26 protein-coding genes and 1 tRNA gene are annotated in these 23,889 nt (G+C 59.2%); 18 read left to right on the top strand and 9 right to left on the bottom strand.

What is annotated here, in order from left to right:
• Positions 1-9 precede the first annotated feature (9 nt).
• The 3 genes from K0O24_RS08145 to K0O24_RS08135 are packed head-to-tail and all read left to right on the top strand — an operon-like array spanning position 10 to position 2,403.
• Positions 10-735 carry a prolipoprotein diacylglyceryl transferase family protein gene (locus K0O24_RS08145; protein WP_219895331.1) on the top strand — a complete coding sequence of 242 codons (726 nt, stop codon included), beginning with the start codon at positions 10-12 and terminating at the stop codon, positions 733-735.
• Positions 683-2,125 carry a radical SAM protein gene (locus K0O24_RS08140; protein ID WP_219895330.1) on the top strand — a complete coding sequence of 481 codons (1,443 nt, stop codon included), beginning with the start codon at positions 683-685 and terminating at the stop codon, positions 2,123-2,125. The genes K0O24_RS08145 and K0O24_RS08140 overlap by 53 nt, the downstream gene beginning before the upstream one ends.
• Positions 2,122-2,403: a hypothetical protein gene (locus K0O24_RS08135; RefSeq protein WP_219895329.1), complete on the top strand. Its 282-nt coding sequence runs from the start codon at positions 2,122-2,124 to the stop codon at positions 2,401-2,403. Before K0O24_RS08140 ends, K0O24_RS08135 begins: the two co-directional genes overlap by 4 nt.
• Here K0O24_RS08135 and K0O24_RS08130 read toward each other — a convergent pair.
• Together K0O24_RS08130 and K0O24_RS08125 are read right to left on the bottom strand one after the other, a co-directional pair.
• On the bottom strand, positions 2,400-2,864 hold the full coding sequence (locus K0O24_RS08130) for a Fur family transcriptional regulator (protein ID WP_219895328.1): 465 nt from the start codon (positions 2,862-2,864) through the stop codon (positions 2,400-2,402). The two genes, K0O24_RS08135 and K0O24_RS08130, sit on opposite strands and share 4 nt — an antisense overlap.
• A gap of 37 nt (positions 2,865-2,901) precedes the next feature.
• Positions 2,902-3,273 (bottom strand): MerC domain-containing protein, encoded by a 372-nt coding sequence (locus K0O24_RS08125; RefSeq protein WP_343211270.1) that lies wholly within the window; start codon positions 3,271-3,273, stop codon positions 2,902-2,904.
• 120 nt (positions 3,274-3,393) lie between these two features.
• Here K0O24_RS08125 and K0O24_RS08120 point away from each other — a divergent pair, with 120 nt between their 5' ends.
• Positions 3,394-4,419: a COX15/CtaA family protein gene (locus K0O24_RS08120; RefSeq protein ID WP_219895327.1), complete on the top strand. Its 1,026-nt coding sequence runs from the start codon at positions 3,394-3,396 to the stop codon at positions 4,417-4,419.
• Positions 4,416-5,381, top strand: coding sequence for an oxidoreductase (locus tag K0O24_RS08115; RefSeq protein ID WP_219895326.1), 966 nt, complete (start codon positions 4,416-4,418; stop codon positions 5,379-5,381). The genes K0O24_RS08120 and K0O24_RS08115 overlap by 4 nt, the downstream gene beginning before the upstream one ends.
• On the opposite strand, the gene K0O24_RS08110 is transcribed toward K0O24_RS08115, so the two are convergent.
• Positions 5,378-6,127, bottom strand: coding sequence for a sterol desaturase family protein (locus K0O24_RS08110; protein WP_219895325.1), 750 nt, complete (start codon positions 6,125-6,127; stop codon positions 5,378-5,380). The two genes, K0O24_RS08115 and K0O24_RS08110, sit on opposite strands and share 4 nt — an antisense overlap.
• 201 nt (positions 6,128-6,328) lie before the next feature.
• Between K0O24_RS08110 and rplM the strand changes: the two genes are divergently transcribed.
• Positions 6,329-6,808: a 50S ribosomal protein L13 gene (gene rplM / locus K0O24_RS08105; protein ID WP_219895324.1), complete on the top strand. Its 480-nt coding sequence runs from the start codon at positions 6,329-6,331 to the stop codon at positions 6,806-6,808.
• Entirely contained in the window at positions 6,808-7,344 is a 537-nt protein-coding gene (gene rpsI / locus K0O24_RS08100; protein ID WP_219895323.1) for a 30S ribosomal protein S9, read from the top strand. Before rplM ends, rpsI begins: the two co-directional genes overlap by 1 nt.
• Positions 7,345-7,412: 68 nt before the next feature.
• Here rpsI and K0O24_RS08095 read toward each other — a convergent pair whose 3' ends face one another.
• Positions 7,413-7,721, bottom strand: coding sequence for a putative quinol monooxygenase (locus K0O24_RS08095; RefSeq protein WP_219895322.1), 309 nt, complete (start codon positions 7,719-7,721; stop codon positions 7,413-7,415).
• Positions 7,722-7,838: 117 nt separating this feature from the next.
• Here K0O24_RS08095 and yajC point away from each other — a divergent pair, with 117 nt between their 5' ends.
• From yajC to secF, 3 genes are read left to right on the top strand one after another with little or no spacing between them, the layout of a single operon-like run.
• Complete coding sequence (gene yajC, locus K0O24_RS08090) at positions 7,839-8,183, top strand: preprotein translocase subunit YajC (RefSeq protein WP_219895321.1); 345 nt, start codon at positions 7,839-7,841, stop codon at positions 8,181-8,183.
• Positions 8,184-8,189: 6 nt separating this feature from the next.
• The gene (gene secD / locus K0O24_RS08085) at positions 8,190-9,794 is read left to right on the top strand and encodes a protein translocase subunit SecD (RefSeq protein WP_219895320.1); all 1,605 of its coding nucleotides are present in this window, start codon (positions 8,190-8,192) and stop codon (positions 9,792-9,794) included.
• Positions 9,795-9,807: 13 nt separating this feature from the next.
• Positions 9,808-10,776, top strand: coding sequence for a protein translocase subunit SecF (gene secF / locus K0O24_RS08080; protein WP_219895319.1), 969 nt, complete (start codon positions 9,808-9,810; stop codon positions 10,774-10,776).
• A gap of 36 nt (positions 10,777-10,812) precedes the next feature.
• Here the strand turns inward: secF and K0O24_RS08075 are convergent, their stop codons facing one another.
• Entirely contained in the window at positions 10,813-11,637 is an 825-nt protein-coding gene (locus K0O24_RS08075; RefSeq protein WP_219895318.1) for a class I mannose-6-phosphate isomerase, read from the bottom strand.
• Between the two features lie 84 nt (positions 11,638-11,721).
• Here K0O24_RS08075 and K0O24_RS08070 point away from each other — a divergent pair, with 84 nt between their 5' ends.
• The 3 genes from K0O24_RS08070 to ligA are packed head-to-tail and all read left to right on the top strand — an operon-like array spanning position 11,722 to position 16,212.
• Positions 11,722-12,498, top strand: coding sequence for an outer membrane protein assembly factor BamD (locus K0O24_RS08070; protein ID WP_219895317.1), 777 nt, complete (start codon positions 11,722-11,724; stop codon positions 12,496-12,498).
• Between the two features lie 13 nt (positions 12,499-12,511).
• Positions 12,512-14,167, top strand: coding sequence for a DNA repair protein RecN (gene recN / locus K0O24_RS08065; protein WP_219895316.1), 1,656 nt, complete (start codon positions 12,512-12,514; stop codon positions 14,165-14,167).
• Positions 14,164-16,212 carry an NAD-dependent DNA ligase LigA gene (gene ligA, locus K0O24_RS08060; RefSeq protein WP_219895315.1) on the top strand — a complete coding sequence of 683 codons (2,049 nt, stop codon included), beginning with the start codon at positions 14,164-14,166 and terminating at the stop codon, positions 16,210-16,212. The genes recN and ligA overlap by 4 nt, the downstream gene beginning before the upstream one ends.
• 29 nt (positions 16,213-16,241) lie before the next feature.
• On the opposite strand, the gene K0O24_RS08055 is transcribed toward ligA, so the two are convergent.
• Positions 16,242-16,832: a murein L,D-transpeptidase catalytic domain family protein gene (locus tag K0O24_RS08055; RefSeq protein ID WP_219895314.1), complete on the bottom strand. Its 591-nt coding sequence runs from the start codon at positions 16,830-16,832 to the stop codon at positions 16,242-16,244.
• A gap of 88 nt (positions 16,833-16,920) precedes the next feature.
• Here K0O24_RS08055 and K0O24_RS08050 point away from each other — a divergent pair, with 88 nt between their 5' ends.
• Complete coding sequence (locus K0O24_RS08050; RefSeq protein WP_219895313.1) at positions 16,921-18,057, top strand: L,D-transpeptidase family protein; 1,137 nt, start codon at positions 16,921-16,923, stop codon at positions 18,055-18,057.
• Between the two features lie 41 nt (positions 18,058-18,098).
• Here K0O24_RS08050 and K0O24_RS08045 read toward each other — a convergent pair whose 3' ends face one another.
• Positions 18,099-18,911, bottom strand: a complete 813-nt coding sequence (locus tag K0O24_RS08045; RefSeq protein ID WP_219895312.1) for a universal stress protein — start codon at positions 18,909-18,911, stop codon at positions 18,099-18,101.
• Positions 18,912-19,115: 204 nt separating this feature from the next.
• Positions 19,116-19,189: transfer RNA gene (locus K0O24_RS08040), tRNA-Gln, on the bottom strand.
• A 137-nt stretch (positions 19,190-19,326) separates the two neighbouring features.
• On the opposite strand from K0O24_RS08040, the gene K0O24_RS08035 reads away from it, so the two are divergent.
• The gene (locus tag K0O24_RS08035; protein ID WP_219895311.1) at positions 19,327-20,382 is read left to right on the top strand and encodes a Ppx/GppA phosphatase family protein; all 1,056 of its coding nucleotides are present in this window, start codon (positions 19,327-19,329) and stop codon (positions 20,380-20,382) included.
• The gene (locus K0O24_RS08030; RefSeq protein WP_219895310.1) at positions 20,379-21,047 is read left to right on the top strand and encodes an RlmE family RNA methyltransferase; all 669 of its coding nucleotides are present in this window, start codon (positions 20,379-20,381) and stop codon (positions 21,045-21,047) included. Before K0O24_RS08035 ends, K0O24_RS08030 begins: the two co-directional genes overlap by 4 nt.
• 15 nt (positions 21,048-21,062) lie before the next feature.
• Here the strand turns inward: K0O24_RS08030 and K0O24_RS08025 are convergent, their stop codons facing one another.
• Complete coding sequence (locus K0O24_RS08025) at positions 21,063-21,767, bottom strand: DsbA family oxidoreductase (protein WP_246611176.1); 705 nt, start codon at positions 21,765-21,767, stop codon at positions 21,063-21,065.
• A 153-nt stretch (positions 21,768-21,920) separates the two neighbouring features.
• On the opposite strand from K0O24_RS08025, the gene mdh reads away from it, so the two are divergent.
• Both mdh and sucD read left to right on the top strand, forming a co-directional pair.
• Positions 21,921-22,883, top strand: a complete 963-nt coding sequence (gene mdh / locus K0O24_RS08020) for a malate dehydrogenase (RefSeq protein WP_219895309.1) — start codon at positions 21,921-21,923, stop codon at positions 22,881-22,883.
• An 89-nt stretch (positions 22,884-22,972) separates the two neighbouring features.
• Positions 22,973-23,857 (top strand): succinate--CoA ligase subunit alpha, encoded by an 885-nt coding sequence (gene sucD / locus K0O24_RS08015; protein ID WP_219895308.1) that lies wholly within the window; start codon positions 22,973-22,975, stop codon positions 23,855-23,857.
• Positions 23,858-23,889 lie beyond the last annotated feature (32 nt).

Raw genomic sequence — 23,889 nt, 5'->3', positions numbered from 1 at the left:
TCGGCGATTGTGATCCACGTCCCCACCGCTGCCGGGCTCCATTATGCGGGCGATGCGGCGGCATGGATCTCGGCCTATCTGGGCGCGCGCTGGGTCTATGCCTATCGTCGGGGCTCTGTCGAAGCACTGGCCCGCCAAACGGCCCCAAGCTATTTTGTTTCAATGGCCCTGGGAGCAGCTGCCGGTGCATGGGCAATCGGCTCCCTGAACACCTTGCAGTCGAAAATTCCGGTCCTGTCCCACAGTGTGGCTGGCGCATTGGCCGGCGGCATCGTGGCAGTCGAGCTCTGGAAATGGATCCACGGCGTCAAGGCCTCGACAGGTGGACCCTTCGTCATTCCGCTCACGCTCGGCATCGTGGTCGGTCGCTGGGGCTGCCTGTTTGCGGGACTTCCGGACCAGACTTACGGCATACCGACAACGCTGCCTTGGGGCGTCGATCTGGGGGATGGCATCTCCCGCCATCCAGTCGAAATATACGAATCGCTCGCGATGGCGGCATTTCTTGGCTTGTATTGGAACGCATTGGTCCGAAAGCGAGCCTGGGCGACGGCGCATGGATTTCACTATTTCGCCCTGGCCTATGCTGCACAGCGATTTGCGTGGGAATTCCTGAAACCCTATACCAAGATCATTGGGCCGCTGAACGTCTTTCACCTCTTGATGATCGGACTTGCGATTTATGCTTCTCTCTGGATCGCAGCTGGACGAACCGCCACAGGACATTCAGCGTAAGGCTGCCCCCTATCTTTTCCACGGGCAGACGACGAGCCTGTGCGAAGAGTGCCTGATTCCCGTCCCGGCAAAGGTCATCATCGAAGCGGGCGAGGTTTTTTATCTGAAACGCTGTCGCGCACATGGTGTCCAGAAGACGCTCATCAGCGATGATCTTGCCTATTGGCAGTCGCAAAAGCACTGGCTGAAGCCGGGCGACAGGCCCCTTGCGGCCCAAACTCGCACGGAGGCAGGGTGCCCGTTCGACTGCGGCCTGTGCCCCGACCATGAGCAGCACAGCTGCCTTGCCATCATAGAAATCAATTCTGCGTGCAACCTCGCCTGCCCCGTGTGTTTTGCCAATGCCGAAGACATACATGGGGCGCACCGGCCTTTCGCCATGGTTGAACAGATGCTCGATGCATTGGTCGCCAGCGAAGGCGAACCGGACCTTGTTCAGCTTTCCGGGGGAGAGCCGACAATCCATCCGCAATTTTTCGAGATACTGGATGCGGTAAAGGCTCGGCCGATCCGTCATGTCATGATCAACACGAACGGCGTGCGGATCGCTCAGGACGCGGAATTTGTTGCACGTCTCGCCAGCTATGCCCCGCGGCTTGAAGTCTACCTCCAGTTCGACAGTCTTGATGATCATGCCCTTATGGACCTGCGCGGCGCACGACTCTCGCGCATACGCCAGCAAGCGCTCGAGGCGCTTGAAGCGGCTGATCTCTCGACAACGCTTGTCGCGGTGGTGAAACGCGGCGTGAACGATCACGAGATTGCCGACATCATCAATCACGCACTCACATGGTCCTGCGTGCGCGGCGTCACCTTCCAGCCTGTGCAGGATGCGGGACGGAATGAGGGTTTTGACGGCAAGGCCAATCGTATGGTGTTGAGCCAGATCCGCAGAGAGGTGGCCAAGGCCGGTGTATTCGGGCTGGAAGACATGATCCCCTTGCCCTGCAATCCAGATCAGATCTGCATCGGCTATGGCCTGCGTGATGGTCCGAATGTGACGTCGATTACGTCATTGCTGCCAAGGGATCTGATCATCAATGGTCCCAACACGATCAGTTACGAAGCCTATCCCGAGCTGCAAAAGGCAGTGACAGACTTGCTGAGTCTGGCGACATCCCAAGCCAATACCGAGGAAAAACTGGCTGGCTTGCTCTGTTGCCTGCCTCAGGCCTTCGTTCCCGAGACGCTGGGCTATGCAAACAGTTTCCGGGTTGTCATCTTGCAGTTTCTCGACCGGTTCAATTTCGATCTGGCGACGGTGAAGCGGAGTTGCGTCCATTTCGTGACGCCGGACAAGCAGATCATACCGTTCGATACGTACAACACTTTCTATCGTCCGGGAGCAGAAGGAGCGGCAGTGGTGAAACGCGCCAGGGAAGCACAGTGAAGGGGCTGTTTGGAGGGTTGCTGCTGGCCAGCGGCATTCTGCTGATGACCGTGAGCGGCCTTTGCTCGCTGGCCATCACTGTCGCTGGGCTGAGCGAAGCGGTCAAGGATCCGGGGCTTTTCATCTATCCGCTCCTGTTCGGCGGTGTGCCGTTCGCAATCGGATTTGGGCTCTTCAAATGGGGGAAGGCCGTGCTGCGCAGACCGGACGATACGCCGGCCGAACACAGCGCACCTGCAGAGGTTGCAAGGATCAGCGAGCCGCCGAACGACTCCTAATCGCAGTCTGCGCAGGTTCCGCGCACTTCGATCACTGGCCGCACAGGATGGAAACCGGCCTTTTCGGCAGCGGACCGGACGCCGGACGACAGCTTGTCATCGTCAATGTGAGTCGTTTGTCCGCAGCTGTCGCAAACAAGGAAGATGCAATCATGCACACAATCGGGGTGGGCGTTGGCCAGATATGCGTTGGCACTTTCCACACGCATCGCAAGATTCGAGCCCACGAACAGATCGAGGATGCGATAGACGCTGTTCGCTGCAACGCGTTTTCCCCGCGCCTTCGAAACAGCTTCGGCAATGTCATAGGCAGAGGCCGGCTTATCGAAACCCGCAAGAGCGTCGAAGATGCTGGCGCGCATTTCAGTCCATTGCTCGCCTGATTTGAGCAGGGTCATCCGGGCCGCTTCGGCAAGCGACGGGCCGTGATGAAGCGTGTGGTCATGCGCGTGTTTGGACATGGATCAAATCTAGGCGTCTGCGCCCGCGCGCGCAAGCTTACCAGTGAGCGCGACGGTTCAGATCATGCCCAAGGGCGACAATCATCACGCCGAGGATCGAATAGATTGTCTCATAGCCACCTTCATGCGGCAGCGTCATCGCTCCGGCCATCACCCCGAGTCCGAGTGATCCCACCCAAACAGGCAAGGCATAGCCATGCTGCAAGACGCCCCGGCCGAGCGCCAATGCGCCAAGTGCCATGGCCATGATGAGCCCAACCTCGTGAATCGCCGGATGGAGGAGGAAACCGCCAGCCGTTGCCAAGGCTGTCACAATCACGGCGCTCAGGATGCAGTGCGCAAGGCAAAGGCCCGAAAGGCCAATCGCCAGTCGGTCAAGACCACCTTGTTTGAGCACCGCATTCAACACATTCGATTCCTTCTCGTCATGATATAATGGCACTTCATTGATAAAGATACAACATCACATTCAGGGTTCTCCCGCATTATTTGTTGAAAGCGTCCTCTATCCGCCGCATAGGAGCCGCCGATGAACCGTCTGCGTCCCAATGCGATTGCCAACTGGCTTCTGGTCGTTGCGCTTCTTGTATTTTCGATGGTGGTGGTTGGGGGCATTACCCGACTGACAGAATCGGGCCTCTCGATCACTGAATGGAAGCCGGTATCCGGCGCTGTCCCTCCGTTGAACGAGGCCGCCTGGCAGGAAGCATTCGCCAAGTATCAGCAAATCCCGGAATATCAGCTGATCAACAAGGGCATGACGCTTGCGCAGTTCAAGTTCATCTATTTCTGGGAATTCATCCATCGCCTCCTAGGGCGACTGATTGGCGTTGCCTTTGCCTTGCCACTGGCCTGGTTTGCCCTGCGCCGCGCGATTCCGAATGGCTATGGCTGGCGGCTGTCCGCCCTGCTGGCGCTGGGTGGCCTGCAAGGCGCGATCGGGTGGTGGATGGTCGCTTCGGGACTGACCCTGCGCACGGATGTCAGCCATTATCGGCTCGCAACTCATTTGCTGACAGCGCTCTTCATTCTCGGCGGCCTCATCTGGACGGCACTCGATCTGAAGGCGCTGGCAGCGAGTCCCGCATCGCGCCCGGCCAGACTGACCGGCTTCGGCATTTGCGTTCTCGTGATACTTGCGATCCAGCTCTTGTTTGGCGCCTATACCGCAGGCCTCAATGCCGGACTTGTGACCAGTCAATGGCCGCTCATGAACGGGAGTTTCTTTCCCGGAGCGACACAGGCCGGCCGATCCGCCGTCGATGCGATTTTCAATGATCCGGCGATCATCCATTTCATTCACCGCTGGTGGGCCTGGGTCGTGGTCGCAGCGCTCGTTCTCTTGGCAAGACTTGTGAAAGCCGCCGGCAGCCGGCGCGTATCGATTGCGATCCACAGCGCCTTTGGAACCCAGATCATACTCGGCATTGCAACAGTCATGACGGGCGTCAGCCTGCCCATAGCTGTTCTTCATCAGGCTGTCGGGGCACTGGTCGTCGCGGCCACTGTTTGGGGCATTCATGTCATCGGACGAAACACGGAGAGCGCATCATGACCCAACAGCAGCCCATTGCTTCACCTTTTGGCATGCGATCAACGGCGTCCGAAGTCATTTCCGGGATCGACCTCAAGGGGAAGGCAGCACTGGTTACGGGTGGGTATTCCGGCCTTGGCCTGGAAACGGTGCGCGCACTGGCCGGTGCAGGAGCCAAGGTCTTTGTGGGCGCGCGGCGCCCCGAAGCGGCAGCTGTCGATCTTGAGGGTGTTGCGGGCGACATTACGATCCTGACGCTTGATCTGTCAGATCCAGTATCGATTGACGCCTTTGCTACAGACCTTGCACGCCAAACGGACAGGATCGACATCCTCATCAACAACGCTGCGATTATGGCCTGTCCACTCGCCCGGGACGCGCGCGGATATGAAAGCCAGTTTGCAACAAATCACTTGGGCCATTTCCAGATGACGGCGCGCATCTGGCCTTTGCTCAAGGCCGCTGGCCCTGGAACACGTGTCGTCGTTCTTTCGTCAATTGGACACGCTCGGAGTGCCGTCGATCTGGCGGACCCGCATTTTGTGCATCGCGACTATGAAAAATGGACGGCCTATGGCCAGGCTAAAACGGCAAATGCCCTTTTTGCCATGCATTTCGACGAGATTGGCAAGCCGTTTGGCATCCGCGCATTTGCGGTGCATCCCGGCGGCATCAAGACGCCCCTTCAGCGCTTCCTGACGATGGATGAGCAGATTGCAATGGGCTGGTTCGACAAGGACGGAAACCCCAATCCCCTGTTCAAATCGACCGAGCAGGGAGCGGCGACCAGTATCTGGTGCGCTGTCTCGCCGCTGCTTGAAGGTGAAGGCGGCGTCTACTGCGAGGATTGCAATATTGCGGCCTTTTGGACCGAAGGCATGCACCCTTACGTCGGCGTTCGGCCACATGCCGTTGATCGGGACATGGCTGCCGCTCTCTGGAAGGCGTCCGAAAAAATGACGGGCGTTGCGTTTCCCGATTAGAGCCGGTCTCTCCCGCTGCCCTTGTTGACGTCAACAAAGGCGATCATCGCCAGCCAACGACGCATGGCTTCGGGCGCAAAGCCGACGGGTACGTCGGCCCGCAGCGGATTCGCATAGGTGCCAAAAATCATGTCCCAGATAGGCATGTCACCAAAGTTGCGCGCGTGAACATCACGCTCATGATGAAGCATATGTGCTTCGGGCCGCTGGATGATCAGCCCCATCCAGCGCGGTGTTGCGACATTCCAATGCTGGAACAGCGCAATGAAGAAGCCCAGACCTCCAGCGACGGAAGCTGCTTCTGGAGTCGCCCCGAGCAGCAACCCGGCCAAAAGGGTCATTGTCACCTGAACTGCCACATCAACGGGATGGAAAAGCATGGCTGATGCGATGTCGACACGCGCGACGCCGTGATGCAGTTGGTGACCAAGACGCCAAAGGACATCGAAGCGATGCTGAATACGGTGCGTCCAGTAGGTAAAGAAGGTCGTCAGGATGACCACAGGGATCGCTGCCCACAGGCCAAGCGAACCAAGATCGAGCAAGGTCACCTTGGGCAACAGCGGCAGAAGGACCATTGGCATAAGGCCGTTGCATGCAAATGTGACGAGAAATGCCGCAATGCCGATCCAGCGCCACCCGCGCACGTCGGGCATGACTCGCCCGGTCCCGATGAGGCACTCAAGCGCCATCATCAGCAGGAACAAGACTGGCAGGGCAATGGTGACCAATGTGTCGACTGTCATGTTTGCGTCCTTTTCCGGTAAGAAGGTATACCGGAAATCACGGGAGCCGGATGCACGCAGCGGAGAAATGTGACCGGTATCTCAATACCCGTTTCAAACACCGCCCATATCCTTGACTTTCGGCAAATTCACTGCAAAAGGCCCGCCATCGACGCGGGGCATTTGCTCCGCGCGTTTTCGTTTTAGATGAGGTCCAGCCCTATGAAGGCGCTTATGAAGACGACCAAGGCGGTCAAGCCGGCCGAGGTCGAAAAGAAATGGCTGCTGATTGATGCAGATGGCCTGGTCGTCGGCCGTGCCGCCACGATCATTGCGAACATCCTGCGCGGCAAGCACAAGCCGAGCTTTACGCCGCACGTCGATTGCGGTGACAATGTCATTGTCATCAACGCTGACAAGATCCGTTTCACGGGCAAGAAGCTCGACCAGAAGGTCTATTATCGCCACACCGGCTATCCGGGCGGTATCAAGGGCGTGACCGCAGGCAAGGTGCTTGAAGGGCGCTTCCCTGAGCGTATCCTTGAAAAGGCAGTCGAGCGGATGATCCCGCGGGGTCCTCTAGGCCGGCAGCAGATGCGAAACCTGCGCATCTTCGCGGGCGCGGAGCACAGCCACGCGGCCCAGAATCCCGAATTTCTCGATATCGCGGCTCGCAACCGCAAGAACAAGGTGGGTGCATAATGTCTGAAGATACCCGTCAGTCGCTCTCTGATCTCAAGGATCTTGCCGCCGCTGCTGCAGCTCCGGCCGCTCCGGTTGCGGAAGCTGCCGCGCCGGCTCCGGTCGTCAAGTCGACCGTCGCCGTGTTGCGTGAACGTGAAATCGATGCGCAAGGCCGTTCCTATGCCACCGGACGCCGCAAGGATGCGGTTGCCCGTGTCTGGCTGAAGCCGGGCACCGGCCGAATCATCGTCAATGGTCGCGACCAGACTGCCTATTTTGCGCGTCCGACGCTGCGGCTTGTTATCAACCAGCCATTCGCGATTGCCGACCGCACCGAACAGTTTGACGTGATCGCAACTGTCAAGGGCGGCGGCCTTTCGGGGCAGGCCGGTGCTGTTAAGCATGGCATCGCGCAAGCGCTTTCAAAATATGAGCCGACCCTGCGTCCGCTGGTGAAGGCAGCCGGCTTCCTGACCCGCGATAGCCGCACGGTCGAACGCAAGAAGTATGGCCGGGCCAAGGCGCGCAAGAGCTTCCAGTTCTCGAAGCGCTAGGCTTTTTCGATATTTTGCCAAACATTGCGGCCTCGGGGAAACCCGGGGCCGTTTTGCATTTTGGTCCTTCAGCGTCCCATAAGAACGCGCTCCTGGCCGTTCTCATAAGCCTTGACGCTCACTTCAAGGAGCTTGGCCTTGGCGAGGACAGCGTTGAACGCGGCCATATGCGGGCTGGCGAAATGCGCGGCAATGGCTGCGTTGTCGCGCCAGCGTTCGGTAATGATCAGGGTATCGGGGTCGAGCACATCGCGCGAGAAGCTGTAGGCCAGACAACCGTCTTCGGCCCGGGTCGCCTTTATCTGCGCTTCCATCTCGGCACCAAGTCGGTCGATTTCACCGGCTTCAAGTTTCGCGTGCCCCATCACGATGATCATTGCATTCTCTCCTTTGGTTCCCCACTTGACGTGCTTGTTGCGCCGATAGTCGCGATTTGATAGGCGCGCCAGCAATCGCGGGAACTTCTTCCCTTACTTTCGCAAACTGGAATTTGGATGCTTATCACCCCCGCTTACGCCCAGGCCGCCGCAGGCGCAGCTGCCCCGGGAGGAGCCTCGGCCTTTTTCATCCAGATGATGCCGCTGGTCCTCATTTTCATTATTTTCTGGTTCCTCCTGATTCGTCCGCAGCAGCAGCGCGCGAAACAGCATCGTGCGATGATCGACGCCGTCAAAAAAGGCGACAGCATCGTGACGGGCGGCGGCCTTGTCGGCAAGGTCACCAAGGTTGAAGGGGACATCGTCGAGGTCGAGATCGCAAGCGGTGTCAAGGTCAAGGCGATCAAGGCCACGTTGTCGGACATAACGCCGACCGGTTCCTCCAAACCCGCAAACGACTGATCCGAAATGCTTGATTTTCCCCGCTGGAAGGTGTGGCTGACCATCGTGACGATGGTCGTTGGCGTCGCTTTTGCCCTGCCGAGTATTCTTCCGCCGAGCGTCACCCGATATCTGCCCGACAAATTGGCCAATACGAAGATCAACCTTGGTCTCGATCTGGCAGGCGGCAGCCATCTCCTGCTCGAAGCTGACGTTCGTGATGTCGCGAAGCAGCGGATGGAGCAAATGGAAGAAGGCGTGCGCACCGAAATGCGCCGCGCCGATCCACGCATCGAAATCGGGGACATTTCCACAGCTGGTGGCGAACTCTCCTTTTTTGTCCGCGATCCGCGTCAGGTCGATGCCGCCGTCGAAGCAGCCCGCCGTCTGACAACGGGCATTGGCGTTACGGGCCAGCGCGACTGGAATGTCGCGGTGCGCGATACAAACCGGGTGGTGATGACTCCGACGGCAGCCGGGCTCGACAAGAAGATCAACGATGCAATGAACACGGCGCGTGAAGTCGTGCTCAAGCGGATCGACCCGGAGGGCACCAAGGAAACGACCGTGGTCCGGCAGGGCCCGGATCGCATCCTTGTCCAGGTCCCGGGCCTGCAGGACCCGCAACAGTTGAAGGATACGCTGGGCAAGACGGCCAAGCTCGAGTTCAAGCTGGTCGATCTGACGGCCGATCCGGCGCAGGTAGCGCAGGGCAATGCGCCACCGGGAAGTCAGGTTCTGCCCTATCCCGACGATCCGACCGGCGTGAAGAAGATTGCGGTCCAGCGGCGGGTCATGGTCTCTGGCGATCAGCTGATCGACGCCAACCAGAATTATGACCAGCGCGACAACCGGCCCAATGTGGATATCACCTTTGACGGTCAGGGTGGTCGTCGCTTTGCGCGCGTGACTCAGGAAAACGTCGGCAAGCCGTTTGCGATCATTCTCGACAATGTCGTGATTTCAGCCCCGAACATCAATGAGCCTATCTTGGGCGGCAGGGCGCAGATTTCAGGCAATTTCACTGTCGAAAGCGCGAACCAGCTTGCGGTCCAGCTCCGCTCGGGCAAGCTGCCCGTTGCCTTGAAGGTTATCGAGGAAAGCACGATCCGACCGGAACTCGGCGCGGAATCGATCCACAAGGGTGTTGTGGCTGGCGTCGTCGCGACGATTGCCCTGATGGGCTTCATGATCCTCACCTATATGCGGTTTGGCGTCTACACCACGATCGCCTTGTTCCTGAACGCGCTGCTGATTCTGGGCGCGATGGCCATTTTCAATGCCACTCTCACACTGCCGGGCATTGCCGGTTTCGTGCTGACGATTGGCGCCGCTGTTGATGCGAACGTGCTGATTTTTGAACGTATCCGGGAAGAAGTCAGGCGCGGCCGCAACACACTGGCCGCGTGCGAATTCGGGTACAAGGAAGCCCGCAGTGCGATTTTCGACGCGAACATCACCAACGTCATCTCGGCGATCATCATGTTCTGGTTCGGCTCGGGGCCGATTCGGGGTTTTGCGGTCGTACTGTCGATTGGTATTGCGACATCGGTGTTCACCGGTGTGACGTTCACCCGCCTGATGGTTTCCGAATATCTCAAGCGCGCACGTCCGCGCGAACTCAACCTCTGAAGGCTTGGCATCGATGCGCCCGATCAAACTCGTTCCGGACAATACGAATGTCCCCTTCCTCTCCTACCGTTGGTGGGCGATGGGTCTTTCAATCACCCTGCTGGTTGCGTCCATTGCACTGGTCGCCATTCGCGGCCTCAATCTTGGCGTCGACTTTTCGGGTGGCCAGCAGTTCCGGGTGGCCTTCGCCCAACCCGCGCAAGTGGACGATTTGCGCACGCGGGTCAGCAGCCTTGGCCTGGGCGAAGCATCCGTTCAGCAATTTGGCGATCCGACCAAAGTCGCGATCCGAATGCATTTGCCTGATGGAGACAAGGACGCCACGGACAAGGCCGTCGCCACGGTCCGAAATGCAATTTCTGCGAAATATCCCGACGCCCGCTTTGACAATGTCGAAGCCGTGTCCGGGAAGGTTTCGGCAGAATTGCTCCGCACGGGCGCACTGGCCTTGACGCTGGCGATGATCGGCATCGCGCTCTACATCTGGTTCCGCTTCGAATGGCAGTTCGGCGTCGGCGCACTGTTCACACTGTTCCATGACGTCGTGCTGACATTCGGCTTTTTCGCGCTGACGCAGCTGGAATTCGACCTCAATGTTGTGGCCGCTATCCTGACCATCATTGGCTATTCGCTCAACGATACCATCGTCGTTTACGACCGGATTCGCGAAGATCTGAAGAAATGGCGCAAGATGGAGATCGAGCCGCTCCTGAACATGTCGGTCAACGAGACCCTGTCGCGCACGATTGTCACGTCGCTCTCCCTGATCCTGACGCTGACCATTTTGCTGGTGCTGGGACCAGACGTGAGCTTCGGCTTCACTGCGGCCATGCTACTGGGCATTGTGATCGGCACGTTCTCGTCAATTTATGTTTCGGCGCCGATTCTCATCTGGCTCAAGGTGGGGCCCAACAGCTTCGTCCCGGCCGCCGTCGCAGGCGTCAACGAACGGAATGTGAAGCCCGAAGGGTTCATCAAATAGGCTTTGAACGCGGCTCGGTGCCGGGCTGGCAATTGGTCAATCGAGTTCGAAAGGCTGCGGACTGGCAAACAGCAAGTCGCTGCCGGGTTCGATTGACAATCGCGCTCCGCCGTCAATCGCCCAGCATTCGCCTTGATGGAAGGACAGGCCATTGGTCTGGCCTGCTCCCCTGATCGGGACCAGCCACCCGGCACCTTTCAGCGTCAAAGTGCGCGAACCGGACCAACTCCAACGCTCGAGAGTGAATTTGTCCGTATGAGCCAGCGTTTGTCGCCCGGCAGGTGACGCGCCTGGCAACTTCGGAATGACAAAGGGGACCGGATCCGAAACCGCGATGCCATCCTCAAGATGAAGTTCGCGCGGTCGCCCATAGTCGTATAGCCGGTATGTCAAATCGACATTCTGCTGGACCTCAATGAGTGTGATCCCGGCACCGATGGCATGAACCGTGTTGGCGGGCGAATAGATGACGTCTCCTGCCGCAACAGGCTTCCAGTCCATCAGTATCTCAATGCTGCCATCAAGGGCCGCCCGCCGCAGCTCTTCTTGTGAAAGCGGACGGACCGTACCCAAGGCAATCGTGGAGTCCGGCTGTGCATCGAGGATAACCCAGGCTTCATCCTTGCCGCGGGCAAAGCCACGAGCACGAGCCTGTGCATCGTTCGGATGGACCTGAATCGAGAGTCGTTCGCTCGTGAACAGATATTTGACGAGCAGTTCCGGGTCTCGCGCGTCTGGAGCTTCGAACCAGATCTCGCCAACCGGCTGAGCATCTGGTGCCGGATCGGCGAAGCCTGGCCAGAGCCTATGGCGCCCCCAGGGCTTCTCAACGCGGATGGTCGTAAGGCGCACACTTGCCATGGGGGGAGGCCTTATCGGAAAAGGGTTAAGTAACACAATCTCGGTGCTTGGCGAAATGCCATGCAGCAGCTAAGACGCTCGACCATGCGCATTGTTCCCTCAAAAACTGTCGCCCTGATCGCAGCTCTTGCCGTCATCCTTCCCGTCGCGGGCTGTGCTCGCAACAGCAAAAAACGCGACACGGCCTATGTCGCGCGCGATGTGGATACGCTCTACACCGCCGCAAAGGACAGGCTCGATCGCGGGCAGTTCAAGCTGGCAGCGGCACTGTTTGATGAAACAGAGCGCCAGCACCCCTATTCGGTCTGGGCACGCCGGGCTCAGCTCATGAGTGCCTTCAGCTACTATCTGGCAAGAGATTTCACCGAATCCACCAATTCGGCGCAGCGTTTTCTCTCGATCCATCCGGGCAACAGGGACGCACCCTATGCCTATTACCTGATCGCCCTGAACTATTATGAGCAGATCACCGATGTGACCCGGGATCAGAAAATCACCCAGCAGGCACTTGATGCCATGGGCGAACTGATCCGCCGCTATCCAACGTCCCGCTATGCGGCTGATGCGCGGTTGAAGGTCGACCTGATTCGCGATCACCTTGCGGGCAAGGAAATGGAAATCGGCCGTTTCTATGAACGCCGCGCTCAATGGCTTGCTGCCGTCATTCGCTTCCGTACCGTGGTCGACAAATATGACAGCACCAGCCACACGCCAGAGGCATTGATGCGACTGACGGAAGCCTATCTTGCCCTCGGTATTCCCGAAGAGGCCAAGAAGGCCGCTGCAGTGCTCGGCGCGAACTATCCGGGCAGCAAATGGTATGATCGGGCCTATCAGCTGATGCAGAAGCATCCCGCCTGAGGGCTGCAAGTCAATGCTGACCAGCCTGTCGATCCGCGATGTTGTGCTGATCGAGACGCTTGACCTTGATTTCGCTCGTGGACTTGGCGTTCTTACAGGCGAAACCGGTGCGGGAAAATCGATCCTGCTCGATGCATTGGGGCTCGCGCTTGGCGATCGGGCCGATAGCGGACTGGTCCGCTCAGGCGTCGCACAAGCCAGTGTAACGGCAAGTTTCCAGCCATCACCGGAAGCCAGATGTCTGCTCGACAGCAATGATCTCCTGCTTGGTGCGGGCGAGGAACTTATCGTCCGGCGCACGGTCAAGGCCGATGGCGGCAGCCGCGCTTTCGTGAACGACCAGCCGGTTTCCGCAGCGTTGCTTCGCGAGTTGGGCGGACTTCTGGTCGAGGTCCATGGGCAACATGATGATCGCGGGCTGATCAACCCGAAAGGCCATCGTGCCCTGCTCGATATTTTTGCGCGCTCAAGTACAGCCGAAGTCGCCGCTGCATATCAGGCCATGAGAGCCACCGGGCTGGCTCTTGAAACGGCCAGAACTGCGCTGGTCGATGCCGAGCGTGATCGCGACTGGCTCGCCCATGCGGTGGACGAGTTGCGCGCCTTTGCGCCCCAGCCCGGCGAAGAAGCCGAACTTGCCGGTCGTCGCGCAACGATGCAGCGCGGGCAGAAAATCGCCGACGAACTTGTGCAGGTCAGCATGTTGCTCGAGGATGCCGATGGCGGTCTTTCCAAGCTGCGACAGGCTGCCCGCATTCTTGACCGGATCGCTGGTGACCATCCAGCGCTGGCCGAAGCCCTGGCGGCTGTCGATCGCGCGATCAATGAAGGCTCGGTTGCCGAAGATCGCCTGCGCGATGCAGCGCAAGCTCTCGCCTATGATCCAGCCGCTCTTGAGGCAGACGAAGCGCGCCTGTTCGACCTGCGCGCGCTGGCCCGCAAGCACCGCGTTCAGCCGGATCAGCTTGCCGATCTCACTGAGGAGCTGGCTGCCCGCCATGAGGCGATCGAAGCAGGCAGCGAGGGGCTGGCTCGTCTTGAAAAGGCTCTTGCTGATGCCCGGGATACCTTTTGTAGCAGCGCCAGGGCGCTTACCGAACAGCGAATTGCGGCAGGAGCGAAACTTGACGACGCCGTCGCGGCTGAACTTGTGCCTTTAAAGCTGGATTCTGCCCGCTTCCGCACAATCGTTGCGCCGTTGCCAGAGGCACAATGGGGCCCGCACGGCATGGACCGTGTCGAATTCGAAATCTCGACCAACCCCGGCGCCGCCTTCGGTCCGCTGATCAAGATCGCCAGCGGCGGTGAGCTGTCGCGCTTCATCCTGGCGCTGAAGGTGGCCTTGGCGGAACATGGGACTGCCGCCACGATGATTTTTGACGAAATCGATCGCGGTGTGGGCGGCGCGGTCGCGTCCGCAATCGGAGAGAGGCTTTCCCGACTGGCCGAGGACGCGCAGGTGATCGTCGTTACGCACAGCCCGCAAGTCGCGGCCCGTGGCGACACGCATCTGTTGATCGCCAAATCGTCCGACGGTGCCGTTACGCGCACCAGCGTTCGTGCACTTGACGACAACAACCGTCGCGAAGAGATCGCAAGAATGCTGTCCGGCGCAGAAGTGACAGATGAAGCGCGCGCGCAGGCCGATCGACTGCTGGAGGCTGCGTGACCAAGGAATCCGAAGTCGCTGCCGAGCTTGAGCAGCTTGCGCGCCTGATCGCCTATCATTCGGCGCGCTATCATACCGAAGATGCGCCCGAGATCAGCGATGCGGACTATGACGCGCTGGTCAAGCGGAACAATGAACTCGAGGCTGCGTTTCCGGACCTTGTTCGTGCAGATTCACCCTCGAAACTGGTTGGGGCGGCACCGGCATCTCACTTGTCAAAGGTGACACATTCCAAGCCGATGCTGAGCCTCGACAATGCCTTTGACGATCAGGACGTCGAAGACTTTGTCGGGCGGATCAGGCGTTTCCTCAATCTTGCCGACGATGCTCCCGTTGCCTTGACTGCCGAGACCAAGATTGACGGCCTATCCTGTTCGCTGCGCTACGAAAAGGGACGCCTTGTCATGGCGGCAACGCGCGGCGATGGAACTGTTGGCGAAGACGTGACCGCAAATGTTCGCACCATCGCTGACATTCCCCTGCAACTCGGCGTCGCCCCTGTGCAGGCAGGGGCGACGATCCCAGACGTCTTCGAAATCCGGGGCGAGGTCTATATGTCCAAGGCCGATTTTGCTGCACTCAATGCTGCGCAGCAAAAACTGGATGGAAAGCTGTTTGCGAACCCGCGCAACGCCGCTGCCGGCTCACTTCGCCAAAAGGACGCAAATGTTACCGCATCCCGGCCGTTGCGGTTTTTTGCGCATGGATGGGGCGAAGCCTCCGCCCTGCCAGCTGACACGCAGTACGGGGTCATGTCGGCGATTGCAGCCTGGGGTCTGCCCGTCGACAGTCGGCTTGAACGGACTGAAACAGTGGAAGGCGCACTGGCCCATTATGCTGCAATCGAAGCCGAACGGTCAGACCTGCCGTTCGACATCGATGGCGTGGTTTACAAGGTCGATCGGCTCGACTGGCAAGCGCGGCTTGGCTTTGTCGCCAAGGCGCCGCGCTGGGCGATTGCCCATAAATTCCCGGCTGAACAGGCACAGACGACCCTGCTGGCAATCGACATCCAGGTTGGTCGCACGGGCAAGCTGACACCGGTGGGTCGGCTCCAGCCTGTTACGGTCGGAGGCGTCGTCGTTTCAAACGTTACGCTGCACAACCGCGATGAGATCGGACGTCTGGGCGTCCGCCCCGGGGACCGTGTGCTGGTCCAGCGCGCGGGTGACGTGATTCCCCAGATCGTCGAAAACCTGACTCGGGGCGAGGATAGGCCAGCCTTCACATTTCCTGATCATTGCCCCGAATGCGATTCCGAAGCCGTTGCAGAGGATGGCGAAGTCGACGTGCGGTGCACGGGCGGCCTTATCTGCCCGGCACAAAGGGTCGAGCGGCTGCGGCATTTCGTCAGCCGGGCGGCAATGGATATTGAGGGCTTGGGCGAAAAATCGATCCGTGAGTTCTTCGATCTTGGATGGCTGCGCTCGCCCGCTGACATTTTCCGGCTCGCGGAGCATCGCGAAGAGCTTCTTTCGCGCGAGGGCTGGAAAGAAAAGTCTGTCGACAATCTCCTTGCAGCAATTGAAGCGAAGCGCGACGCTGATCCAGTGCGGCTGCTTTTCGGACTCGGCATCAGGCATGTGGGGGCGGTTACAGCAAAGGACCTGCTCAAGGCCTTCGGTTCAGTTGCCCAGATTGCACAGGTTGCGCGTGATGCTGACGCGTTGCAACAACTCACCGCAATCGACGGTATCGGGCCCGTCGTTGCTGAAGCCCTGATCGAATTCTTTCATGAACCACACAACTGCGACGTCTGGGATGATCTTCTGAAAGTGACCGACCCTCAGCCTTACGTCTCCAACGTCAGGGCTTCATCAGTCTCGGGCATGACCATTGTCTTTACCGGAAGCCTCGAAACCATGAGCCGCGACGAGGCTAAGGCTCAAGCAGAGGCATTGGGCGCAAAGACAGCCGGATCAGTTTCCGCAAAGACGGATCTGGTGGTCGCAGGACCCGGTGCCGGATCAAAGTTGAAAAAGGCTCAGGAATTGGGGGTTCGTGTGATTGACGAAGCGGAATGGGCGGCGATCGTCGCCGGCTAGCACGAAGCGAACAGATTGCGCCTGCAGTTCTACTTCGTGGCGAACAGCAGTCGTCCCGGCCCCAGCCGAGCCAAGACCATCTGAAGCTCGTTATCCGAAACGGCAAAACACCCTTGGCTACGCCCCACCCTGCCATGCATATTGGCCATGTCATCGCTGACATAGGATGCCGAGTGGATCACGATCCCTCTGTTTTCGGCTTGGTCGTTGCACGGTTCAAGGCCGGCAAGCCTCCGGGATCGGCCATGCTTTCCAAAGTAGGTATCGCCCGTGAGGAAGCTGCCCGGCGAAGAGGCTTCCGAACCCGGACGGTTGGAAAATGACTGCACCCAGCCGCTATTTCCCGGATCGGAGCCACGACCATGCGAAACCAAAAGGCTGGTCGTCCGGCCGCCCAAAAGATCGACGAGGTAAAATCGCCGACTGCGGGAGGCCATGCCAAAATCGACAATGCCAATCCAGTCGCGATGCACGATGCGTCCCCGGTGCCGGTCAAGTGCGGCAAGGGCCCGCGGCAAAATGTCCGGTGTCCGGTCGCCCAAAACAGCCGCAAATGCCTTTGGAACGCAAAGCGACACTGATGCAACAGCACCGGCAGTCAGAAAACTGCGTCTATTCAATTATATAAACCCAAAATGTGAAAATCATTCAACCGTGTAGGTAATAGCCCTGATTGAGCCATTCAATGGACGCGCGCAGGTCTTCGTCATGAGAATCAGTCTGTTGATCGCAGTTGTCTTCCTGACGACGGCCAACGCTGCCCCGGAATCGGTCGCCGTGCCGAAATGGCCGGAAGAGCAGGTACGTGCTCTCCGCCGCTGGGCCGCGGCGGCGCCGCTTGATGCCTTGCCCCAACCCTCCACTGCCGATCTGGACAAGGCTGTTACAAGTCAGAATCAGGAAGAGATCGACAAGGCGGCGACTGATCTTGCGCTCCGACTCGCTCGGATGCACCTCTTGGGCAGCGCTTCGGTCGAAACCCGCAGCACGTGGCATATGCCCGATGTCGACGAATATTATGACCTAAAATCTTACCTTTCCTTCATGCTCGGCAAGGAAGATATTGATCTGTTCTTTTCACTGCTGATCCCGCATCACCCCGACTATTCCGCCCTTCGTGCAGCCTATGCCGTCGAGAAGGATCCGGCGCAGCGGGCCACGCTTGCACTGAACATGGAGCGGTGGCGGTGGCTCCCCATAGACCTGGGGGAGACCTTTCTGATCGTGAATGCTGCGAGGTTCGAAGTCACCTACTGGCAAGACGGCAAGATGGTTGGCACCTGGCCCGTCATTGTCGGCAAACCCAAGACCCCGACGCCGACATTCGCGACCTTCGTCAAGGGGGTGACGTTCAACCCCTGGTGGACAGTCCCGAAGAGCATCGTGGCCGAAAGCGTTGGCGCTTTGGTGCGCCGCAATCCCGCAGAAGCCCGACGGCGAGGGTATGTCTGGGGCAAAGGCAGCTATCGCCAGAAGCCGGGGCCGAACAATGCGCTGGGCCAGATGAAGCTGGAAATGCCCAACCAATTCAGCATCTATCTCCATGATACGCCGTCCAAAGATCTTTTCCTGAAGGACGTTCGTGCCTTCAGCCATGGCTGTATCCGGGTTGGCGATGCATTGGGCTTTGCGAATACGCTCCTTCGCGGAAGCGTGACCAAGGACAGGATCGACGCCATCGTCGCAGGTCGGGAAACCCAGACTTTTGCGCTGCCCAAGGCGATCCCGGTCTACGTGACTTACTTCACTGCGGATGTGGGCCGGGACGGGCGTGTTGCCATCCTGCCGGACATTTACAAACGTGATGCTGGCGCTGCAGCCTTGCCGATACGCTGCGCTGGATAATCGCAGCCTATCGACTTCAGGCCAATGCCGCGCACTTCGTACTAGCGTGCCAGCAGCAGGGGGATCGGAGAGTCCTTCAGCAAGTTGCGTGTTACCCCGCCGAACAGATATTCCCGGGCCCTTGAATGTCCGTAAGCACCCATGACAAGATATTGCGCCTTAAGCTGTTTCGCGGTTTCGATCAGTAGCGTTCCAACCTCTCCACTATCTCCGCGACGCTCATGCAGTTCCGACACGATCCCGTGACGAGCGAGATATTCCGAGGCAGCCAGTGACGGAAACGCATGATCCCGCCCTTCCGAGACCGAGACGATATGGACATTGCCCGCGCTCGCAAGAAGCGGCAGCGCCGCACGAAGCGCATGGCCAGCTTCAAAGCTGCCGTTCCAGGCGACGACGGCTGTGCCAGTTGCATTGAAGGCCTTGGCCGTATCCGACACAAGCAGGACGGGTGTCGAAGCCCCCATGACAACGTCACCAACCAGGGCGTGGGCGATCCCTTGCGGCTTGTCACCCACTGGATGACTCATGATGATGAGATCGCTCAGCGTTGAACGACTGACCAGGGCTTGAGCTGGATCGGCAGTGGAGTCGACATAATCCCAGGATATGTCTTCCACCTTCAGACGTTGCTCTATGCGAGCCTGCAAGAGAGCCTTGTTTTCCTCGAGTTGCTTGAGCACGTCGTTCATGACGAAAACGCCGCCAAAATTGTCAAACGCGACATAGGCATTGACCGGCGTCACATAAAGGCAAGTCAAATGCCCTTCTGATGCGCGAACAATATCCAGCGCGGTCTGGAGCCGCGCTTCGAAGCCAGCATCGTCCTGGATGTGCAACAGTACCGATTTCATGTGCCTGCCTCCTCTTCCCTAATTTCGTTCTTGGCCAAATGCCCGGTCGGGGCCGTTCATTCTTGGGAACAGACTATAGCCCGCGGCGAGTCAGCAGAATCAGGGACAATACGGATGCGGCCAGCGACGTCCGTTGGCATGCGAATTCCTGTGCGAGGTGCCAACCGCTGACTTCCCGGCACTGTCTGCACAGGGAGAAATGCCTGGATGCCCCGTGAGGATTCGAACCTCAATAAACGGAGTCAGAGTCCGGTGTCTTACCGTTAGACGACGGGGCAGCGGGCAGGCGCGGCTGATAGGTTGGCTTGCCGCGCAAGTCAACGCCCCCCCATTTGCGGAATGCGCAACTTTGGATTAGAAACGTCATCAAGTACCGGCGGCGTGTGCCGTGCGGAGAACAGAAAAGTTGTCGGGCATGACCCAATTTGCTGCCCAGGGGCCGTCGCGGCATCGTCGCGATCAGAATGCCCCGCCACAAAAGCCCGAAGGGGGCTATCGCGCGCGTTTCCCCGCGCGGCGTTCCTATGCTGCGCTTGATCTCGGCACGAACAATTGCCGGATGCTGATTGCGCGGCCGGATGGCGACCAGTTCTTCATCGTCGATGCCTTTTCACGCATTGTGCGGCTAGGCGAAGGCCTGGGCGCAAGTGGACGATTGAGCGATGCGGCCATGGATCGCACAGTCGCGGCTTTGGCCGTGTGCGCTGACAAGCTGGTGCGTCGCAATGTCCATCTGGCCCGGTCAGTTGCAACCGAAGCATGCAGGCGGGCCGCCAATGGCCCCGAATTCGTGGACCGCGTGTACCGAGAGACGGGTATCAAGCTGGATGTGATCGCTGCAGAGGAGGAAGCCCGGCTCGCAGTCATTGGCTGCCACCGCCTTCTTGAGGAGGGCGATGGCCCAGCACTTGTTTTTGATATCGGGGGCGGCTCGACGGAACTCGTTATTGTCGACACAAGCGGAGATGAGCCCCGCACGCTTGATTGGCTGAGCGTCCCGTGGGGGGTTGTCTCGTTGGCGGAATCGGAAGGTGCGGATCCCAATTGCCTTGACCAGCGGCTGGCAGCCTATGAGCGCATGCGCGGCCGCGTTCTTGAGAGCTTTGCCACCTTCGCTGCCCGCCAGAAATTCGACACCAGCAATCTTCGCCTGCTGGGCACAAGCGGAACCGTTACAACGCTTGCCAGCGTCCATCTTGGTCTTCCAAGTTATGACCGCAAGATGATTGACGGACTTGTCGTTCCAAGCGAATCGATGCGCGGCATCAGTGCAAAGCTCTCCCGTTCGTCTCTGGCAGAGCGCGCCAAGTTTGCCTGTATCGGGCACGAACGTGCCGATCTCGTGGTCGCGGGATGCGCAATCCTCGAAGCAATTCTGGATATCTGGCCGGCGCCCCGGGTCGGCGTCGCCGATCGGGGCATTCGGGAAGGCATTTTGCGCCAGTTGATGCAGCTTGGCGCTCGCGCATGAGCCGTGGCGGATCAGGCGGGCATACACGGGTCAAGACGGCGCGGGGACGCACGGCATCGTCGACGCGCTGGCTCGCGCGCCAGCTGAACGATCCCTATGTCAAGCGCGCCCATGCGGAGGGTTTCCGAAGCAGGGCAGCCTACAAGCTGATCGAACTGGATGACAAATACGGCTTTCTGAAAGGGGCAAAGCGCGTCATCGATCTGGGGATTGCACCGGGTGGCTGGTCGCAGGTTGTGCGGCGCAAATGTCCTGCGGCTGCGATTGTCGGCATCGACCTCCTGCCGGTAGACCCGATTGACGGCGTGACAATCGCCCAGATGGATTTCATGGACGATGCTGCTCCAGAGTGGCTGAAAGAGACGCTTGGCGGACCCGCAGACCTCGTGCTGTCAGACATGGCTGCCAACACTGTCGGGCATCAGCAGACCGATCACTTGCGCACGATGGCCCTCGTGGAAGCCGGAGCCTATTTTGCTGTGCAGGTATTGAAGCCCGGTGGAGCTTTCATCGCGAAATCGCTGGCGGGCGGATCGGACAATGATCTCGTCGCGCTGCTCAAACGGAATTTCACAACAGTCAGGCACGCCAAGCCGCCCGCAAGCCGCAAGGGGTCATCCGAATGGTATGTCGTCGCTCAGGGATTCAAGGGCCAGGCTGAATAGCCAAAGCCTTCGGGTCTAGGCCGCTTCCTTCTGGAGGACCCGTTCGAGGACGCGACCGAAGGTTTCTGCATCCTGCGCCCCTGGGATCATGTATTTGCCATTGATGATGAAGGCTGGAACACCAGTGATATTCTGCTCGGTCCAATAATTTTCTTCGGCGCGGACCTTGCCGGCATAGCGCTGGTCCGCCAGCACCGCGGCCGCCTCTGCCGGATCAAGACCAGCGCTCTCGACGGCAGCCATCAGAACATCCTCATCATTGATATTCGTCTGGTCCGTGAAATAGGCCTTGAACAGCGCCAGCTTGAGTTCGGTTTGATGACCGACTTCGCCCGCCCAGTGGAGCAATTGATGCGCCTTGAAGCTGTTGTAGATCCTGCTGCCTTCGGAATAGCGGAAGTCCAGGCCAACCGCGGCACCTGCATCCACGATCCTTTGCCGGCTTTTCTGACTCTGTTCGGCGGGCGCACCATAACGTTCCCGCACATAATCGCTCAGGAGTTGGCCGCCAGCGGGCAAATATGAGGCGAGCTCAAACGGATGCCAGGTAACCGTCGCCTCAACCCGATCGCCCAAGGCAGAGAGTGCCTGCTCCAGGCCCTTGTAGCCAATGGCACACCATGGGCACACAACGTCAGAAACAATATCGATCGTAAGCTTTTGCGGGACGCCGGACATCGCACAACCTCTGAATGACGGAACAGCCTGCAGCCTAGCCACTCCGAAAGCGGCGTCAACCAATGAGCTTTATTGCAAATGGTTCGCAAGTGCAACAAAACTGGTAACTTTTGATAATTATGCGGTTGTTTGCTCGGTCGAATCGGCTTAGGGCGGCCGCAATTCCCCTACGGCCAATGGAAGGACATCAGATCAATGGCACGCAAGAAGATTGCGCTGATAGGCGCAGGCATGATCGGCGGCACCCTCGCCCACCTCGCAGCGCAAAAGGAATTGGGCGATATTGTCCTGTTCGACATTGTCGACGGCATTCCCCAGGGAAAGGCGCTTGATCTGGCGCAGTCCGGGCCGGTCGAAGGGTTCGATGTCAATCTCAAGGGCACGTCTGCCTACAAGGATATCAAGGGCGCAGACGTGATCATCGTGACTGCAGGCGTCCCCCGCAAGCCGGGCATGAGCCGCGACGATCTGCTGGGCATCAACCTGAAGGTTATGAAGGCCGTTGGCGAAGGCATCAAGAAGCACGCGCCCAAGGCATTCGTGATCTGCATCACCAACCCGCTTGACGCGATGGTCTGGGCGCTCCGCGAATTTTCCGGCCTTCCGCACAATATGGTCGTCGGCATGGCAGGCGTTCTGGATAGCGCGCGCTTCCGCCATTTCCTCGCAGAAGAGTTCAAGGTTTCGGTTCGCGACGTGACGGCCTTCGTTCTCGGGGGCCATGGCGACACGATGGTCCCTGTCATCGAATATTCGACCGTTGCAGGGATTCCGGTGCCCGACCTGATCAAGATGGGCTGGTCCACCAAGGAAAAGATCGACGCGATCGTTGCCCGCACGCGTGCGGGTGGCGGCGAGATTGTCGGCCTGCTGAAAACCGGCTCTGCCTATTATGCACCGGCCACCAGCGCGATCGAGATGGCCATGGCCTATCTCGGCGACCAGAAGCGCCTCCTTCCTTGCGCTGCAAACCTGACGGGACAGTATGGCGTGAAGAACCTCTATGTCGGCGTGCCGGTCGTGATCGGCGCGGGCGGCGTCGAGCGTATTGCGGAAATCAAGCTGAACGCAAAGGCACAGAAGAATTTCAACGTGTCGGTCGACGCGGTGAAGGAACTGCTGGTGGCCTGCAAGAAGATCGATCCGTCGCTGAAATAACTTCGTTTTCCTGCAGGAGCAGGAACCCAAGCACAGGCTGGGCTCCTGCTCTCGCAGGAGCACAATGAAGATCGAGGAACGCAGAGCACATGAGCATTTTCGTCAACAAGAATACAAAGGTCATCACGCAAGGGATGACCGGCGATACCGGCACATTCCACACACAGGCTGCGCTCGATTACGGGACGCAGATGGTCGGCGGCGTGACACCAGGCAAGGGCGGGACAGTGCACATCGGCCTGCCTGTATTCAACACCGTGGCAGAAGCCGTGCAGAAAACGGGCGCCGATGCCTCGGTCGTCTATGTGCCGCCGCCCTTTGCTGCGGATTCGATCCTTGAGGCGATTGATGCCGAAGTGCCGCTGATCGTCTGCATCACCGAAGGCATTCCGGTCCTCGACATGGTCAAGGTGAAGCGCGCGCTCTCGGGCTCAAAGTCGCGGCTGATCGGCCCCAATTGCCCCGGCGTCCTCACACCCGGCGAATGCAAGATCGGGATCATGCCGGGCAATATCTTCTCAAAGGGTTCGGTCGGCGTAGTCTCGCGGTCCGGCACGCTCACCTACGAAGCCGTGTTCCAGACGACGGCCGAAGGGCTTGGTCAGACGACTGCGGTCGGCATTGGCGGCGATCCTGTCAACGGCACCAACTTCATTGATTGCCTTGAACGGTTCCTGGCTGACGATGCGACCAAGTCCATCGTGATGATCGGCGAAATCGGAGGCTCTGCAGAAGAGGAAGCAGCCCAATTCCTGATCGACGAAGCGAAAAAGGGTCGCAAGAAGCCCATGGTCGGCTTCATCGCCGGCCGCACCGCGCCTCCGGGCCGGCGCATGGGCCATGCCGGGGCCATCGTATCAGGCGGCAAAGGCGATGCGGAATCGAAGATTGCGGCCATGGAAGCAGCTGGCATTCGCGTTTCTCCGTCGCCAAGCGAATTGGGGCGGACATTGGTTGAGGTGTTGAAGGGCTGAACGTCGCCCTTGCGCAGGCAGGGGCCCGTATG

It is taken from the genome of Aquisediminimonas profunda (assembly GCF_019443285.1).
Taxonomy (GTDB): Bacteria; Pseudomonadota; Alphaproteobacteria; order Sphingomonadales; family Sphingomonadaceae; genus Aquisediminimonas; species Aquisediminimonas profunda.
The sequence above is the reverse complement of the archived record's forward strand: the minus strand, read 5'-3'. Positions and strand labels throughout refer to the sequence as shown.

Coding starts and splice junctions, on each gene's coding strand:
- K0O24_RS08140 (WP_219895330.1), top strand. CDS start 683: ATGCTTCTCTCTGGATCGCAGCTGGACGAACCGCCACAGGACATTCAG.
- K0O24_RS08130 (WP_219895328.1), bottom strand. CDS start 2,864: ATGTCCAAACACGCGCATGACCACACGCTTCATCACGGCCCGTCGCTT.
- K0O24_RS08120 (WP_219895327.1), top strand. CDS start 3,394: ATGAACCGTCTGCGTCCCAATGCGATTGCCAACTGGCTTCTGGTCGTT.
- K0O24_RS08115 (WP_219895326.1), top strand. CDS start 4,416: ATGACCCAACAGCAGCCCATTGCTTCACCTTTTGGCATGCGATCAACG.
- K0O24_RS08110 (WP_219895325.1), bottom strand. CDS start 6,127: ATGACAGTCGACACATTGGTCACCATTGCCCTGCCAGTCTTGTTCCTG.
- rplM (WP_219895324.1), top strand. CDS start 6,329: ATGAAGGCGCTTATGAAGACGACCAAGGCGGTCAAGCCGGCCGAGGTC.
- rpsI (WP_219895323.1), top strand. CDS start 6,808: ATGTCTGAAGATACCCGTCAGTCGCTCTCTGATCTCAAGGATCTTGCC.
- K0O24_RS08095 (WP_219895322.1), bottom strand. CDS start 7,721: ATGATCATCGTGATGGGGCACGCGAAACTTGAAGCCGGTGAAATCGAC.
- yajC (WP_219895321.1), top strand. CDS start 7,839: ATGCTTATCACCCCCGCTTACGCCCAGGCCGCCGCAGGCGCAGCTGCC.
- secD (WP_219895320.1), top strand. CDS start 8,190: ATGCTTGATTTTCCCCGCTGGAAGGTGTGGCTGACCATCGTGACGATG.
- secF (WP_219895319.1), top strand. CDS start 9,808: ATGCGCCCGATCAAACTCGTTCCGGACAATACGAATGTCCCCTTCCTC.
- K0O24_RS08075 (WP_219895318.1), bottom strand. CDS start 11,637: ATGGCAAGTGTGCGCCTTACGACCATCCGCGTTGAGAAGCCCTGGGGG.
- K0O24_RS08070 (WP_219895317.1), top strand. CDS start 11,722: ATGCGCATTGTTCCCTCAAAAACTGTCGCCCTGATCGCAGCTCTTGCC.
- recN (WP_219895316.1), top strand. CDS start 12,512: ATGCTGACCAGCCTGTCGATCCGCGATGTTGTGCTGATCGAGACGCTT.
- K0O24_RS08050 (WP_219895313.1), top strand. CDS start 16,921: ATGAGAATCAGTCTGTTGATCGCAGTTGTCTTCCTGACGACGGCCAAC.
- K0O24_RS08045 (WP_219895312.1), bottom strand. CDS start 18,911: ATGAAATCGGTACTGTTGCACATCCAGGACGATGCTGGCTTCGAAGCG.
- K0O24_RS08035 (WP_219895311.1), top strand. CDS start 19,327: ATGACCCAATTTGCTGCCCAGGGGCCGTCGCGGCATCGTCGCGATCAG.
- K0O24_RS08030 (WP_219895310.1), top strand. CDS start 20,379: ATGAGCCGTGGCGGATCAGGCGGGCATACACGGGTCAAGACGGCGCGG.
- mdh (WP_219895309.1), top strand. CDS start 21,921: ATGGCACGCAAGAAGATTGCGCTGATAGGCGCAGGCATGATCGGCGGC.
- sucD (WP_219895308.1), top strand. CDS start 22,973: ATGAGCATTTTCGTCAACAAGAATACAAAGGTCATCACGCAAGGGATG.